This is a genomic window from Pseudomonas sp. Pse79 (assembly GCF_024519615.1).
GTDB classification, from domain to species: domain Bacteria; phylum Pseudomonadota; class Gammaproteobacteria; order Pseudomonadales; family Pseudomonadaceae; genus Aquipseudomonas; species Aquipseudomonas veronii.
In genome coordinates, this window is the sequence record NZ_JALJRR010000031.1 from 21,621 (window position 1) to 37,474 (window position 15,854).

Genomic DNA, 15,854 nt, shown 5'->3' on the forward strand with positions numbered 1-15,854 from the left:
CACAAAACCAATGTGGGAGGGGGCTTGCCCCCGATAGCGGTGGATCAGTCAATATACGTATCGACTGACATGGCGCTATCGGGGGCAAGCCCCCTCCCACATTTTTAGATCTTCAATTGCCTGAAGATCACTTCCGCACGTCGGGAGGTTGCTGCGCCTGAAGGGGGTAAGGGGGGTACACGAAACCAATGTGGGAGGGGGCTTGCCCCCTCCCACATTTTTAGATCTCCAATTACCTGAAGATCATTCCCACATTCTTAGATCTTCTATTGCCTGAAGATCACTTCCACGCGTCGGGAGGTTGCTGCGCCTGAAGGGGGTAAGGGGTGTACACAAAACCAATGTGGGAGGGGGCTTGCCCCCGATAGCGGTGGATCAGTCAATATAAGTATCGACTGACACGGCGCTATCGGGGGCAAGCCCCCTCCCACATTTAGATCTCCAATTACCTGAAGATCACTTCTACACTTTTTAGATCTCCAATTGTTTGAAGATCACTTCCACACTGTTTAGATCGACAACAGCTTGGGGGTCACTGCATCCAAGGCGGTGGCGGTGGTTCGTCAGGCGTTTTGCTCGGTGGCGCATCATCCGCCGCGCGAGCCGCCTGGCGCCGCTCTTCGTCCAGTCGCGCCGCTTCGATCTCGCGGATCACGCCGCCCACGTCGGCGAGTTCTTCCGGTTCGTCGAACTCGCCGGTCAAGATGCTGGCCGGGTGCAAGGTGCCGGCTTCGTACAGCGCCCACATTTCCTTGGCGTACTTGGTCTTCTTCAGCTCCGGGGCAAAGCGCCCGAAGTAGGAAGCCATGTTGCCCACATCCCGCTCCAGCATGTTGAACGCGTGGTTGTTGCCCGCCGCATCCACCGCCTGAGGCAGGTCGATGATCACCGGGCCGGTCGGCGTGAGCAGTACGTTGAACTCCGACAGGTCACCATGCACCAGGCCGGTACACAACATCAGCACGATCTGGGAGATCAGGAACGCGTGGTACTCGCGCGCCTGGTCCGGCTCCAGCACCACGTCGTTCAGGCGCGGCGCCGCATCGCCGTACTCGTCGGCCACCAGCTCCATCAACAGCACGCCTTCAAGGAAGTCATACGGTTTGGGCACGCGAACGCCCGCGCCGGCCAGGCGGAACAACGCCGCGACTTCGGCGTTCTGCCAAGCATCTTCGGTTTCTTTCTTACCGAATTTGGAACCCTTAGCCATGGCCCGGGCCTGCCGGCTGTTACGGACCTTTCGGCCTTCCTGGTATTCGGACGCTTGACGAAAACTTCGTTTGTTCGCCTCCTTGTAAACCTTGGCGCAACGCAATTCGTTGCCGCAGCGCACCACATAAACAGCTGCTTCTTTACCACTCATGAGTGGGCGCAGCACTTCGTCGACCAGACCGTCTTCGATCAGGGGTTCAATGCGTTTAGGAGTCTTCATCAGCTTTTATTGTGGGTCCTTTATTACCAAACACGCGTATGGCACTCGTTATACGGCAATCGGCTCGCCTCGGGGAGGGGCTACCGAGCTTTGACCACCGAAGAATGCATCCAATATGCCAGTTTTCCACGCAATTCAGCGTTCAATGATCGCTGTCACGCCCTGCCCTCCGGCGGCACAGATTGAAATCAGCCCGCGCCCCTTGCCCGCGACGTCCAACAGCTTGGCCAGGTTGGCGACGATACGCCCGCCCGTCGCGGCAAACGGATGGCCGGCGGCCAGGGAACTGCCCTTGACGTTGAGGCGGCTGCGGTCGATCGAACCCAGCGGCGCGTCCAGCCCCAGGTGCGTCTTGCAGTAGTCCGCATCTTCCCAGGCCTTGAGCGTGCACAACACTTGGGCAGCGAATGCTTCGTGGATCTCGTAGTAATCGAAGTCCTGCAGTGTCAGGCCATTCCTCGCCAGCAAACGCGGCACGGCGTACACCGGCGCCATCAACAGGCCTTCGGCGCCGTTGACGAAATCCACCGCCGCCGCTTCGCCGTCGCGCAGGTAAGCCAGGATCGGCAAGCCGCGCTCCCTGGCCCAGGCTTCGCTGCCGAGCAACACCAGGGAGGCGCCGTCCGTCAGCGGCGTGGAGTTGCCAGCGGTGAGCGTGCCTTTGGCGCTGCGCTCGAAGGCGGGCTTGAGGCCGGCGAGTTTTTCCAGGGTCAGGTCGGGGCGCAGGTTGTGGTCGCGGGTCAGGCCCAGAAACGGGGTGAGCAAATCGTTGTGCCAGCCTTCGGCGTAGGCCGCGGCCATTTTCTGGTGGCTCTCCAGGGCGAGCTGGTCTTGCTCGGCGCGCGGAATCTGCCAGGTCTGCGCCATCAGCTCACAGTGCTGGCCCATGGATAAACCGGTGCGGGGTTCGCCATTGCGCGGCAGCTCGGGTTTGAGGTGATGGGGACGGAGTTGTAACAAAAGTTTTAGTTTGTCCGCCAAGGATTGGCTGCGGTTGGCCTGCAGCAGAATCTTGCGCAGCCCTTCGTTCACCCCGATCGGTGCGTCGGACGTGGTGTCCACCCCACCGGCAATCCCGCATTCGATCTGGCCCAGGGCAATCTTGTTGGCCACCAGCAACGCCGCCTCCAGCCCGGTGCCGCAGGCCTGCTGAATGTCATAGGCCGGGGTTTGCGGCGACAGGCGCGAACCCAGCACGCATTCGCGGGTCAGGTTGAAGTCGCGCGAATGCTTGAGCACCGCGCCGGCGACCACCTCGCCCAGGCGCAGGCCGTGCAGGTTGTAGCGCTCGATCAGGCCTTCGAGGGTCGCCGTCAGCATCGCCTGGTTGCTCGCCGTGGCATACGGGCCATTGGAGCGGGCGAAAGGAATGCGATTACCGCCAATGATCGCTACACGGCGCAATTGAGTCATGGAAAGCTCCCTGTCGGTTGTGGGGTAAGTCGTTCAGACTAGCCTAGGCTCAATCGAACGACTGCCGCCGCGAGGTGGTCAACCCTTTGAACCCCAGCCTTTGGAGAGCGTTCCATGTCTGACCGTTATATCGACTTCGCCAACTCAAGCCTCGGCCATCGCCTGGTCGCCGCCATTGGCCTGCCGTCACCGGTACGCCTGGAGCGCTGGCAAGCCGGGCGTCTGCGCCCGGTCGACGGCGCGCTGCTGCTCGGCGGCGGGGCGCTGGCGGCCAAGGTGCTGGCGTTTGCGCACAAACTCACCGAGGCCATTTATAGCTACGGCGCCGGGCCGCTGGAAGCCCCGGCCTGGATTCCCGGGCATGGCCCCAAGCTCAAGGCGCTGGTGTTCGACGCCAGCGACTTGCAACACACCGACCAGCTCAAGCAATTGCGCGAGTTCTTTCAGCCCCTGCTGAAAAACCTCGATCACAGCGCGCACCTGGTGATCCTCGGCCGCGCGCCGGAAAGTCTCAGCGACCCGTTCGCCGCCAGCGCCCAGCGCGCCCTCGAAGGGTTCAGCCGCTCCCTGGCCAAAGAACTGCGCAACGGCGGCGTATTGCAATTGCTGTCGGTCGGCCAAGGTGCCGAGGACCAGTTGGAAGGGGCGTTGCGGTTTTTCCTGTCGCCCAAAAGTGCCTACATCTCGGGCCAGGTGATTCGCCTGGAAGCCTGCGCCACCCCCGTCGAAGACTGGACCCGCCCGCTTGCCGCGCGCAAGGCGCTGGTCACCGGCGCGGCGCGCGGCATTGGCGCCGCCATCGCCGAAACCCTCGCCCGCGACGGCGCCGAGGTAATTCTGCTGGACGTGCCCCAGGCCAAGGCTGACCTCGAAGCCCTGGCGGCGCGCCTGGGAGGGCGCAGCATCGTGCTGGACATCTGTGCCGAAGACGCCGCCCGCCAGTTGATCGAACAACTGCCGGACGGCCTCGACATCCTCGTCCATAACGCCGGCATCACCCGCGACAAAACCCTCGCCAACATGACCCCGGAATACTGGGACGCCGTGCTGGCGGTCAACCTCAATGCGCCGCAAGTGCTGACCAAGGCCCTGCTCGACAGCGGCACCCTGCACGACAACGCACGCGTGGTGCTGCTGGCCTCCATCAGCGGGATTGCCGGCAACCGCGGGCAAACCAACTATGCCGCGAGCAAGGCCGGGTTGATCGGTTTGGCCCAGGCCTGGGCGCCGCTGTTGAAAGCGCGGGGGATCAGCATCAACGCCGTGGCTCCCGGTTTTATCGAAACCCAGATGACCGCGCATATCCCCTTCGCCCTGCGTGAGGCCGGGCGCCGCATGAGCTCCCTGGGCCAGGGCGGCTTGCCGCAGGACGTCGCCGAAGCGGTCGCCTGGCTCGGTCAGCCGGGTTCCGGCGCGGTCAGCGGCCAGGCACTGCGTGTGTGTGGGCAAAGTGTACTGGGAGCGTAAGCATGGACTGGACCACCCTGGACCACCCGCCGCAGCTTATGCCGTTGTACTGGCGCGCGGCGCTCAAGCGCAGGATCACCGGCAGCCATTTGCCCGAGCACGGGTTTCGCTGCCGCGTGAGCGTCAACCCCGAGCAGGTGGCAGCGTATCGCCACGTGTGTGGCTTTGCCGACAGCCCGATGCTGCCGGCGACGTATCCGCAGGTGCTGGCGTTCGGCCTGCAGTTAAAACTGCTGACGGCGCCATCGTTTCCGTTCCCGTTGTTGGGGCTGGTCCACCTGCGCAATCGCATCCGTGTGTATCGGCCCTTGGGGGCGGTGAGTGAGCTGACCATCGCCGTCCACGCACACCATCTCAAACCCCACGCCAAGGGCGCGACGTTTGAGCTGGTGACCACCGCCGAAGATGCCCTCGGCCTGCTGTGGGAAGCGCAGAGCCGCATGCTCTGCCGTGGCGTGAAGCTCGACGGCGCAGCGGCGGACGACGCCTTGCCCACGCCCACCCAGGTCAGCGAACTGACCCGCTGGAAAGCCCCGGCCGATATCGGCCGTCGTTACGCCCGGGTGTCCGGCGACTACAACCCGATCCACTTGAGCGCCCTGACCGCCAGACTATTCGGTTTCCCCCAAGCCATCGCCCACGGCCTGTGGAACAAGGCGCGCACCCTCGCCGCCCTCGGCGAGCACCTGCCCGCGGCGAATATCGAAATAGAGGTCGAATTCAAGAAACCGGTGCGCCTGCCCAGCGAGGTCACTCTGCACGCCAGCGTCGCCGGTTCCAGTGGTCAGTTGTGGTTGAAAGGCGCGGGGGAGATTGAGCACATGGTCGGCCGGTGGCAGCCGATTGGCTGAAACCGGCCGCTCATCTCTCTCGGGGCAACAGCGTGTCAGCGCGGCGGGTAGCTGGAAAGGATTCGCGCGATCGTCTTGCGGATGGCGTTGCTGCGATCCTGCGGCTCGGGCGAGCTGGCCATGATCTGCTCGTCGCTGCCGCGCCAGACGAGTTTGCCGTCCTTGCCGTCGAGCAGGTCGATCTGGATAGTCGCCACCTTGTAGGTGATGTTGCGCGTTTCGTTGTACATCGGCGCGCCCCAGTAGCCATTCCACGGCCCGCCCCAGGCGCCGCCGTAGTTGGTGCTGACTTGTTGCTGGCGGTCTTCGACGATCAGGTAGGCCTGCGCATTCAGGTCCGCCCGGGTGCCCGCCGCCGCAGGGCGCAGGCCGCGTTGGTCGAGTTGTTCACCGACGGCCTGGCGGATACGTTGTTCGGTGAGGTCGCTCTTGATCCGCGGATCATCGGGACGGTATTGCAGCGCCGGGTCTTTCCAGGCCCAGCTGCGGTAGGCGCCGAAGTCCCGGCTGGCATCAAAATCGTGGTTGACCTGGCTGGTCTGGCAACCGCCCAGCAGCACGACCAAAGCGAGCGTTGCGATACGTCCAAACATGATGGTTCTCCAACGAGCGACCCGGGCATTAAATGAGAATAGCTGTTAACTGGGAGGATACGCCGTCATTGCCTTTTGCACAGCCTTGCGCAACGCATCCGCTCGCTCACTGAGGCTGCCCTGGCTGCCGGTTTCGGCGCTGGCGCTCCACACCGGCTGACCGCTGCGTGCATCGAACAGATTGACCCGCACCACCACGACCTGAACTTCATAGGTACGCACGATCGGCGCCGAGTTGTACATGCCGTAGCCATTGCCATAACGATTGTAGCCACCGTACCCATAGCCGTAGTCATCCTGGACCTGCTTGAGGCGCTTCTCCAGATGCACGTCGGCGCTCACCAGCAGGTCGGGCGCGCGGTTGTCGTGCAGGGGGCGCAAGCCTCGCTGGTCGAGGGCGCCGCTGACCGCTTCGGCAATCTGCGCCGAGTCCGCCCAGGCCGTGCCCGCTGGCAACTGGCCGTTGCGCCAGGCCCAAATGCGGTAGGCGCCGTAGTCACGCACTGGCGCGGGGTAGGCGCTGGCATCAAAGGTCCTGGCCGCCTGGGCCGGAGCCGGCGGCATCGGCGCCGAGGTGGCCACGTAGGGATTGGGGCTGGAGCAGGCGCCCAGCCCAAGGGACAACAGGATTAACCCGAAACGACGCATTTCGACCTCCACTGACTGGGCCGCTTAAACCGGACGGCAGATCCAGTGCAAATAACGCCCAAGTCCGGCAAAGCTTGGGTGACGACGATGGGCGAGCTCCATCTCCAGCACATCCTGCAACGCCACGCGGGCCTGGAATTCCACCGGCATATAATCGTGGAACACCCGCACGCCGCTCTGGCTTTCGACCTGCCAAAGCCCCTCGAGTTGCGCCGCCAGCTCTCGCGGGTCGAGCGGCTGCTGCGGGGTCAGGCTCTGTTTTTCGCCGGCCATGTCGTTCTTGCGCATTTTGCGGAAGTGGCCTTTGAGCAGGTTGCGGTAAATCAGCGCATCACGATTGTAGAACGCCAGGGACAGCCAGCCGCCAGGCACCGTCAACTGGTGCAGCACGGGCAGGATAGCGTGGGGTTCGGCCAGCCATTCGAGGACCGCGTGGCACAGCACCACATCGTAGGGTTCGGTGAGTTGGCCGAGCAGGTCTTGCCAGGGCGCATGGATGAAGGTCGCGCTCTGCCCGGCCTCGGCGAAGCGTTGGCGCGCACCGCTCAGCATCGGCTCGGCGGGTTCGGCCAGGGTCACCTGATGCCCGCGCTCGGCCAGCCACAGCGACATGTGCCCCAGGCCCGCGCCGATATCCAGCACACGCAACGGCCGTTGCGGCAGGGCTTCGGTGAGGTCGGCCTGCAACACCGCCAGGCGAATCGCGCCCTTGGCGCCGCCGTAGATCTTCTCGGCAAAACGCGTGGCCAGTTGGTCGAAGTGACGATCACTCATGGATAAACCGCCGTTCGCTGTCGGCCAGCTTGGCGCGCACCACCTCGTTCATGTCCAGGCCCAACTCGCTGCACAGCAACAGCAGGTACAGCACGATATCGCCGACTTCCTGGCCGGCATGGGCGAGTGTGTCGGCGGGTAACTGGCGCGACTGGTCTTCGGTGAGCCATTGGAAGATTTCCACCAACTCGGCCATTTCCACGCTGGCGGCCATGGCCAGGTTTTTCGGGCTGTGGAATTGTTTCCAATCGTTGGTATCGCGGATGCGATGCAGGCGTTCGGTGAGGTGTTCGAGGTTCATGAGGGGCTCCTGAAGGGGTATAGCTTCGGGGGGATCAGGGATGAAGGCAAGTGAATCCGGGGGATGGACTTTAGGGCGCTATCGCAGGCAAGCCTGCTCCCACATTTGAATGGATTCGCAAATCAGAATGTGGGGGCTGGTTTGGCGGTAATGAGGTCTAGTCGACGACGCTGAATTCGATTCGGGCGGTTTGGCCGGCCTCGTCGAGAACGCTGAGCTGGTAGCGGCCCAATTGCTCGAAACTGGCGTTGATGCTGTCCTGGTTGGCGCTGTCGCCCAACGGCGCACCGTTGAGGAACCACCAGCGCCGGCCGCTGCCGCCCAGCGCCGAGATCTTCAGACGCAGCGCCTGTTGGCTGGCAGCGGGCAGGCGCAGCTGATCGCCTTCGCGCACGCCGACGATCGACAACGGCGAGGACGCCGCCAGGGCCGGCGGCGGACAATCGGGGTCCGCGGCCGGCAAGCGTGCGTCGCGGCGTTCGGCCCGCGGTAGCCAGGGTTCCAACGGCGCGGGCCACAGGGCAATGTTCTGCAACTGCGCGCCCGGGCAATGGGCGTCCACCCTCAAACCCTTGGGGTTGACCCAGACGCTTTCCATCAAGCCCACACCCAGCGGTTGATCCAGTGCCAGCAAGGTCGGCGGTGTGGTGTTGTCCAGCGTCCAGGCGAAACGCTGGCGCCGGCAATTCGGATCGCTGCGGCTCATGGGCTGGCCCAGCGGCCAGCAGATCGCCGCCACGCCGACGTTTGCCGGCACCGGTTTGACCGGCGCGCTGATGCCACGCTGGCTGTCGCGGTTGGTCAACACATCGTGTACCTGCAACATCAAGGGCGCAGCCGAGGCCAAGCCGAACTGCCCCGGCACTGGCGTGCCGTCGGGGCGGCCGATCCACACGCCGATCAAATAGCGCGGCCCCACGCCGATCGCCCAAGCATCGCGGAACCCGTAGCTGGTGCCGGTTTTCCAGGCCAGCACCGGGCGCTGCACCAGTTCAGCACGCGGGTCGCGGTCGGGCCGCGCCTGGCCGCTGAGGATACGCCGCACAATCCAGGCGGACCCTGGCGACAGTAAAGGCCGTTCTCTAAGCGTATCGTCCGGCTGTAATCGAATCGTGGCGCTCCTGCCGTCGCGAGCGAAAGCGCTGTAGCCGCTCACCAGATCTTCCAGGCGACTGCCCGCGCCGCCCAGGATCAGCGCCAGGTTCGGCTCGGCCAACGCCGGCAGCGCCAGCGGCACCCCGCCGATACGCATCTGCGCGGCGAAGCGCTTCGGCCCGTAGGCTTCCAGCAACTGCACCGCCGGCAGGTTGAGCGAACTGGACAACGCCGTGCTCGCCGGCACCGCGCCGGTAAAGCCCATGGAGAAGTTGCCCGGCCGGTAATCGCCATAGCGCCTGGGCACATCCTGCAACAGTGACTCGGAGTGAATCAGCCCGTCGTCCAGGGCCATGCCATACAGGAAGGGCTTGAGGGTCGAGCCCGGCGAACGCAGGGCGCTGATCATGTCCACATGGCCGAAGCGCTTGGCATCATTGATGTCCACCGAGCCGAGGTAGGCGCGCACGGCCATGCTGTCTTCCTCCACCACCAGGATCGCCGCCGAGGTGTATTCCGGCAAACGCGCGCGCCAGCCCAGCAGCAGGTCTTCGAGACGGCGTTGCAGGGTGGCGTCCAGGGTGGTGCGGATCAGCGGCGGGCTGTCGGGGCGGTTCAGGCGACGGGCGAGCAAGGGCGCCAGGCTGGGCTCCAGGCGCGGCGCGAGCAGCAACGGTTCTTCCAGCGCTTCGGCGACTGCCGATGACGGCCATACCTGGAACTCGCCGAGGCGGCGCAGCACCTTGTCCCGCGCTTCCTGGGCGCGCTGGGGGTGGCGGTCGGGGCGCAGGCGACTCGGCGCCTGGGGCAACACCGCGAGCAAGGCGGCTTCGGCGTGGGTCAGTTGCGCCGGCGACTTGCCCAGATACGCCCAACTGGCCGCCGCCACGCCTTGCAAGGTGCCGCCAAACGGCGCGCGGTTCAGGTACAGGTTGAGAATCTCGGCCTTGGACAAATGCCATTCCAACTGCGCAGTGCGCCACAGCTGGCGCAGCTTGCCGTGGAACGTGCGCGAGTGGGGATCGAGCAAACGGGCGACCTGCATCGACAAGGTGCTACCGCCCGACACCACCCGCGCACCGGTCAGGTTCTGCCACGTCGCCCGCGCCAGCGCGAACGGGTTTACGCCGGGGTGCTGGTAGAACCAACGGTCCTCGTAGGTGAGCAACGCATCGAGGTAATACGGCGACACCTCAGCGGTTTGCACCGGGTAACGCCACACGCCATTGGCATCGGCAAACCGCCACAACGGCGTGCCATCCTCGGCCAGCACCACCCGCGCCAGGTCGTCCTTGGGCAGCGGCAGGGGCCAGATGCGGTCGGCCAACCACAGCAGGGCAATCATCAGGAGCAGGCTCGCGAGGGTCCAGCGAGCAACTAAACGCAAACTCAAACGGGCAAACCTCTATGCTTGTAGGGAACTAGCCTGTCGCAATAACAACCAAAGGCACAGACACGCCCACCTTCTCATCAGGACACACACATGCAGGTAGAAAGCTTCTTCGAATGGTTGGGCCAGGCGCTCGGTTCCGTCATCCGTTTTATCGTCGACGGCCTCAGCGGCATCTTCGGTGCCTTGACCCACGCCGGTGGCAACTTTATCGATGGCCTGTCGCGTACCTTGGGCATGGACACTTCCATCATCAGCATCATTACCCTGATCCTCGGCCTGATGCTGCTGTACTCGGCGGTACGCGCCTTCATGCGCGCATCGATCATCATGGGCATCATCTGGCTGATGCTCGGCCTGTGGCTACTCAGCTGGGTAGTCCACTAACCCCAAAAAAACACCACCAATCCCTGTAGGAGGGGGCTTGCCCCCGATAGCTGTATTTCAGTCAATGCATCAGGTGACTGACCCACCGCCATCGGGGGCAAGCCCCCTCCCACATTTAGCCCCCATTCCACATCGAGCTTTCAACGCCCCTTGATCACCAAGTCAGCCGGCGTCTCACCCACCGCCTGCCAGTTCGGCCGATACATCGACTCCACCTGCGGCGGCGGCACCCGATACGTCCCCGGCGTCACCGCCCGCGCCAGATACAACAAGTGCGTGGTGCCATAGCCATCCAGGTTCATCGCCGCCACGTAGCGGTCATCACGAAACTCCTGATGCTTGAGCGAGGCGTTCTGCATCGACTCGCGCCATTCCTTCACCTGGCTGCTGGCGTTTTCCAGGCTTGCGGCGCTTTGCGCGAGGTTCTGGTTTTCCAGCTCCAGGCCTGCCGGCAGCAGGTCCACCACCAGGGCATCCGGTACACGCTGCTTGGCGCTGACCGCCAGATGCACCAGCACCAGGTCGCCGCTGTTGAGGCTACGCAGGTTCAGCGGCTGGCCGTTCATGCCCAGGTATTCGCGGCGGATGCTCAGGTTGTCGCCGCCAGCGGCCGGTGGCACTTGTGGATAACCCGAGATCGTCAACTGCTGGTACACCGGCGTCTCGCCCTGATTGCGCAGGCTCAGGTCGCTGGACAGCAGCGCGCCCGTCAACGCCAGCGTCGACTGTTGATTATTCAATTCGCGCACGCCGCCGCTGCCGGTGAGCGACACCTGCCAATTCGACTCGGGCTGGGCGAACCCGAGGCGCCCGGCCAGGAACAGCGAGTTGCGTTCCTGGGTCGACAGGTACGGGCTGGCCGCCAACTGATCCGACAAGGTGAACAAGCGCTCTTCACGCTTGCCCTTGGCCAGGTCGTTTTCTTCGAGCAACGCCAGGATCATCGCCTGGTCGCGCAGCGGGCTGCCGTAGTCGGCCAGCCATTCCTTGGCATTGCGCTGCGCCGCCAGCCCTGCGAGCAAGGCTTGATCGGCGCGCGGCTGGTCGCCCATCTTCTGCAAGGCGATGGCCAGTTGCACCAGCGGCAACCCGGAGCGCGCATCGCTGCGCCGCTCGAACAGACTGCGCAACGCGCCCAACGGCGCCTGCTGACTGCGCGCCAGTACCAGGCCGGCGTAGGCCTGCACAGCGAAGCGGGTGTGCTCGGCGTTGTCGCTGTAATCGACTTCGATCAGGTTGCGCTCCTGCACATACCGCAGCAGACGCTCACTGGCTTTCTTCAAGGCTTGCGGCGGCACGGCGAAGCCCTGGTCGCGGGCGCGCAGCAGGAAGTCGGTGACATAGGCAGTCAGCCAGTATTCCTCTTCGCCATCGGCGCCCCACAAGCCAAAGCTGCCGTTGTAGCGCTGCATGCCCAGCAGGCGTTCGATGCCCAGCTCGATCTTGCGTTTGCGCTCGGTGTCCGGCTCACCCTTGATGCCCAGGCGCTTGAGCAAGGCATCGTCGGCATACAGCGACGGGTACAGGCCGCTGGCGGTCTGCTCCAGGCAACCGTAGGGGTACGCCTTGAGCGCACTGATTTGCGCGCCGAGGTTCAACGGCGGCCGGCTCGACAGGCTCAACAACGCCTCGCGCCCCGCGCTGTCGAATTGATCGAGCGCCCCCGCCGGCAAGCTCCACGGCTGCTCCTTGAGCACCGCACGATAGTGCTTGAGCAAGGCCGGATAGGCCGGGCGCACGCCCAAGGTCCATTCGCGGCTGAACGGCGGCAGGTTTTCACCGGGCAGGTCCAGGCCATTCACCGTGACCTTGAGCTTGCCCTGCCCCAGACCGCCCCAGGCTTTCACCGGGACGCGCAGCGTGGTGCGCTGGCCCTGTTTCAGTTCAAGCGATTGCGCGGCGCCGTCGACCAGTTCCAGTTGCCCTTCGGCGCTCAGTTGCACGTCGAGCTTTTGCGCCTTGCCCGACAGGTTGGACAGGTCCAGCGCCAAGCTGGTCTGGTCGCCGCCCGCGAGGAAGCGCGGCGCCGACAGTTCGGCAATCAGCGGTGCGGCGATCACGGTTTTGGCTTCAGCCATGCCGTAGCGGTCATCGCTCCAGGCCTGGGCCATCAGGCGCAATTCGCCGTTGAAATCGGGGATATTGACGCTGACTTCACCCTCGCCCTGCGCGTTCAACGTCACCGGTGCGCTTTGCAGGGCGACGATGGTCACGCTGGTGTCCGGGCGTTTGCCGCCCTTGGCCAATGCGGCGTCACCGCCGAAGGCCAGGCTCGCCAGGCGGCCCTGGCCGGCTTCGATCAGTTGACCATAGATGTCGAACTGGTCCACGCCATACGACTTGCGGCCGAACAGGCTGGAGTACGGATCGGGTGTCGGGTATTCGGTGATATTGAGGATGCCCACGTCCACCGCCGCCACCAGCACATGCACCTGCTTGGGCACGCTGCCGTCGGCATTTTTCGCGGTAACTTTCACCGTCAGCGCTTGTTTGGGGCGCATTTTTTCCGGCGCGGTGAGGGTCAGCCCCAGTTTGCGCTGGGTGCGATCCAGCGGCAGGTGCAGCAGGCCCACCGCCCGTTTGGGGGTGATGTTGGCTTTGCGCTCGCCGGGGCGGATCACCAGGGCGCTGACGTAGAGGTCATGGCGCGCCCATTTCGGGTCGAGTTTCACGGCGAAGCTTTTGCCCTCGGCCGGCACATCGATTGCCTGCCACCACAGCGGCCCCTCGGCGGACTCGACCAGCAGGTAGCCTTTACCGGCCGCCGGCGGCGTCACCGTGACGTTGGCGGTATCGCCGTCGCCATAGGCGGGTTTGTCCAGCGCCAGCTTGACCTGATCGGGGCGCACGGCGCCGCCTTCGGTGTTGTCCTGGGCCCGGTAGCCGGCCCAGAAGCGCAGGCTGCTGACCAGCCCGGTCTGCGGGTCTTCGACCTCGACGCGGTACGGGCCCCACTCCACCTGGAAGCTGACTTTGGCGGTGTCGCCGGCCTTGATGTCCAGGCTCTGTTCGTCGAGGTTGAGGAATTTCTCGTTGTAGTGGTAGCTCCAGCCGTCGCTGTCCGAGTAATTCCAGTAGTAGTCACGGCGCTCGCGCACCAGGCGGACCTTGAGGTTTTTCGCGGCGAGTTTCTGCCCGTCCTGGTTGGCCAGCAGCACTTCGAATTCCGCCGGGCCGTCGCCGTTGGTTTCCTTGCCGTCAAACAGCCCGCGCAGGCCCGGTAACTGCTCGGCCGGCCAGATCGGCTGCACCAGGCGCCGGGTGATCGGCCGCCCGCCCGACTCATGCAGGCTGGCTTGCACGATCAGTTGCAGCGGCGACTTGGCGTCGGCCCATTTGCTTTCCAGGGTCAGGGCTTCCTGGCCCTTGGCGTCGAGCACGCTTTCATCCAGTTCGAAATCCTGGCTCAGCTCTTCTTCGGTGACGGAGCCGAACTGGTAACCCGGCAGCGATTCCACCGCCTCGCGCAGCGGACGCACATACACCTGCCCGCTGACCCGGTTGCCCGACGCCGGCGCGCCGTAGAGGTAGCGGCCGTTGACCTGAATGACCGGGTTATCCGCCGGGCTCAATGCCGTGTCGCTGCCCTTGAGTTCGAGCGCCAGGCGCTCGGGCAGGAAGTCTTCGACGAGGAACTCGTACAACTGCGGCTTGCCGTCGCCCAGGTCGAACACCAGCTGCCAACGCCCGGTCGGCGCTTCGCCGGCCAATTGCAGTTGATATTGATAGAGGCCGGAGGCGTCGGCGTCCCAGACGAATTTGCGGCTGACCTGCTCATCCGGGCGGCGCACTTCGACGCTCACTGGCTGCGGCTTGACCGCGTTGCCGTCCTTGTCGCGCAGCAAGGCGTTAAGCAGCACGGTTTCGCCAGGGCGATACAGATCGCGTGGGCCGAACACAAAGAACTGCAGCGGGTGCGACGGTTGGCCGCCGATATCGAACTCCGCCAGATCGAGCGCGGCGCTGTCCAGGCGCAACAGGCTGGTTTGTTCGCCCTGCTTGGCCAGCAGCACCTGGGCCTTTTTCGGCAACGGCAATTCGGCGTGACCGCCCTGCTCGGTCTTGCCTTGGCCCACCACCCGACCCTCGGCGTCGAGCACTTCGAGGTCGACGCCATCCAGCGCCTTGCCACCGTCCAACGCCTGGGTAAACACATCCAGGCGATTGGCGTAGCGGTGAACCGACAGGCCGATATCACTCAAGGTGAACAGCGTGGCCGGTTGCGAATAGTTGTAGGTGCCCGACGCCCGCATCACCGCCAGGTATACGCCCGGCTGCTGCAATTGCTTGAGGCCGGCGATCGGCAGCAACAAGGTTTCGCGGGTATTGCGCGCCGGGTTCAGGTCGAAGCGGCCGCCGTAGACCAGATCGGCCAGCGGCAGCAGCTCGCGGGACTCATAGCTTTGCAGGCTGGTATTGCGCCCCCACTGGGCGAGGAACGATGGCAGGGATTCGGGCTTGATCCGGAAGAATTCGACATCGATCTTGTCGACATTCAGCGCAATCACCGGCAACCCCTCGGCCAGCCGCGTGGGCAACAGCGTGCCACGGCTGGCGAAGCCGACGGTGGCTTGCAGGTCACGGGTTTCCAGGCGGGCGACGTACTCGGCGGGCAGCAGGTTGTTGTTCACCGCGCGCACGCCGGGGTCGACCGTCAGCACCAACTTGCGCTGCGGCTCCAGGTGGCGCAGGCGCAACTCCATCAGGTTATCCGACAGCTCCCAGGCGCCGTCGACCTTGCCCGACTTGCTGTCCACCAGATGCAGCTTGTCGGCGAATTTCTGCTCCGGGTCCAACGGCACGGAAAAACTCACCGACAAGGTGCTGGCGCCGTCCAACTGCACCTCGGACACGTCCACCACACTCAGCTCACGCCCGGCATAGCGCTGCTTCAGCGCCGCCACATCCACCGCCGCCTTGGCCGGCTTCGGCGCCACGCTGCTCGCGGCTGCCGGCGCGCTCGGCGCAGTCGGTTTATCGGAAGAATCGCAGGCGCTCAGCAGGGCCAGCGCACAAGCCAGGAACAGTCCTTTGTTAAGCATGGGGCACTCGTCGTCAGAGGGAACCGAGGGATGAACTATATATCAGCGCCAGCCAAGCCGATGTGGCGCTGGTCACATTGACCGACGGAGGGCAGTTTGGTTCTTCGCGTCACGCGATCCAAGCCAAATCCCACAAACACAAAAGATCAAAATCACAAAAGATCAAAATCACTGAAGATCAAAATGTGGAATGGGGGACTAAATGTGGAATGAGAGCTAAATGTGGAATGAGGCCAAATGTGGAATGAGAGCTAAATGTGGAATGAGGCCAAATGTGGGAGGGGGCTTGCCCCCGATGGCGGTGAGTCAGTCAGCTTATTTGTAGCTGATCCACTGCAATCGGGGGCAAGCCCCCTCCCACATTTGGTCCTCCTCATATTTGGCCCTCCCACATTTGGTCCTCCTCACATTTGGCCCTCCTCACATTTGCCCCCCTCCCACATTTAACCCCCCATTCCACA

11 protein-coding genes are annotated in these 15,854 nt (G+C 64.1%); 3 read left to right on the forward strand and 8 right to left on the reverse strand.

Features of this window, described 5'->3' with window-relative positions:
* Positions 1-532: 532 nt before the first annotated feature.
* Together NR164_RS26960 and NR164_RS26965 are read right to left on the reverse strand one after the other, a co-directional pair.
* A complete protein-coding gene (locus tag NR164_RS26960; protein WP_017849647.1) occupies positions 533-1,432 on the reverse strand; it encodes a PA4780 family RIO1-like protein kinase in 900 nt (299 codons plus the stop codon).
* A gap of 135 nt (positions 1,433-1,567) precedes the next feature.
* The gene (locus NR164_RS26965; protein WP_017849648.1) at positions 1,568-2,845 is read right to left on the reverse strand and encodes an acetyl-CoA C-acetyltransferase; all 1,278 of its coding nucleotides are present in this window, start codon (positions 2,843-2,845) and stop codon (positions 1,568-1,570) included.
* 114 nt (positions 2,846-2,959) lie between these two features.
* Here NR164_RS26965 and NR164_RS26970 point away from each other — a divergent pair, with 114 nt between their 5' ends.
* Entirely contained in the window at positions 2,960-4,312 is a 1,353-nt protein-coding gene (locus tag NR164_RS26970; protein WP_017849649.1) for a 3-oxoacyl-ACP reductase, read from the forward strand.
* Positions 4,313-4,314: 2 nt separating this feature from the next.
* A complete protein-coding gene (locus tag NR164_RS26975) occupies positions 4,315-5,163 on the forward strand; it encodes a MaoC family dehydratase (RefSeq protein WP_079442754.1) in 849 nt (282 codons plus the stop codon).
* A 35-nt stretch (positions 5,164-5,198) separates the two neighbouring features.
* On the opposite strand, the gene NR164_RS26980 is transcribed toward NR164_RS26975, so the two are convergent.
* The 5 genes from NR164_RS26980 to pbpC form a co-directional block, all read right to left on the reverse strand.
* A complete protein-coding gene (locus tag NR164_RS26980; protein WP_046485731.1) occupies positions 5,199-5,756 on the reverse strand; it encodes a DUF4136 domain-containing protein in 558 nt (185 codons plus the stop codon).
* Between the two features lie 45 nt (positions 5,757-5,801).
* Positions 5,802-6,404, reverse strand: a complete 603-nt coding sequence (locus NR164_RS26985; protein ID WP_046485729.1) for a DUF4136 domain-containing protein — start codon at positions 6,402-6,404, stop codon at positions 5,802-5,804.
* Positions 6,405-6,428: 24 nt separating this feature from the next.
* Positions 6,429-7,178, reverse strand: coding sequence for a methyltransferase (locus NR164_RS26990; RefSeq protein WP_017849653.1), 750 nt, complete (start codon positions 7,176-7,178; stop codon positions 6,429-6,431).
* Positions 7,171-7,479: a MazG-like family protein gene (locus NR164_RS26995; RefSeq protein ID WP_017849654.1), complete on the reverse strand. Its 309-nt coding sequence runs from the start codon at positions 7,477-7,479 to the stop codon at positions 7,171-7,173. Before NR164_RS26995 ends, NR164_RS26990 begins: the two co-directional genes overlap by 8 nt.
* Before the next feature lie 157 nt (positions 7,480-7,636).
* On the reverse strand, positions 7,637-9,967 hold the full coding sequence (gene pbpC, locus NR164_RS27000; protein ID WP_128192619.1) for a peptidoglycan glycosyltransferase PbpC: 2,331 nt from the start codon (positions 9,965-9,967) through the stop codon (positions 7,637-7,639).
* Between the two features lie 90 nt (positions 9,968-10,057).
* On the opposite strand from pbpC, the gene NR164_RS27005 reads away from it, so the two are divergent.
* Positions 10,058-10,351 carry a hypothetical protein gene (locus tag NR164_RS27005; RefSeq protein ID WP_017849656.1) on the forward strand — a complete coding sequence of 98 codons (294 nt, stop codon included), beginning with the start codon at positions 10,058-10,060 and terminating at the stop codon, positions 10,349-10,351.
* A gap of 140 nt (positions 10,352-10,491) precedes the next feature.
* On the opposite strand, the gene NR164_RS27010 is transcribed toward NR164_RS27005, so the two are convergent.
* On the reverse strand, positions 10,492-15,393 hold the full coding sequence (locus tag NR164_RS27010; protein WP_256823504.1) for an alpha-2-macroglobulin: 4,902 nt from the start codon (positions 15,391-15,393) through the stop codon (positions 10,492-10,494).
* Positions 15,394-15,854: the final 461 nt, after the last annotated feature.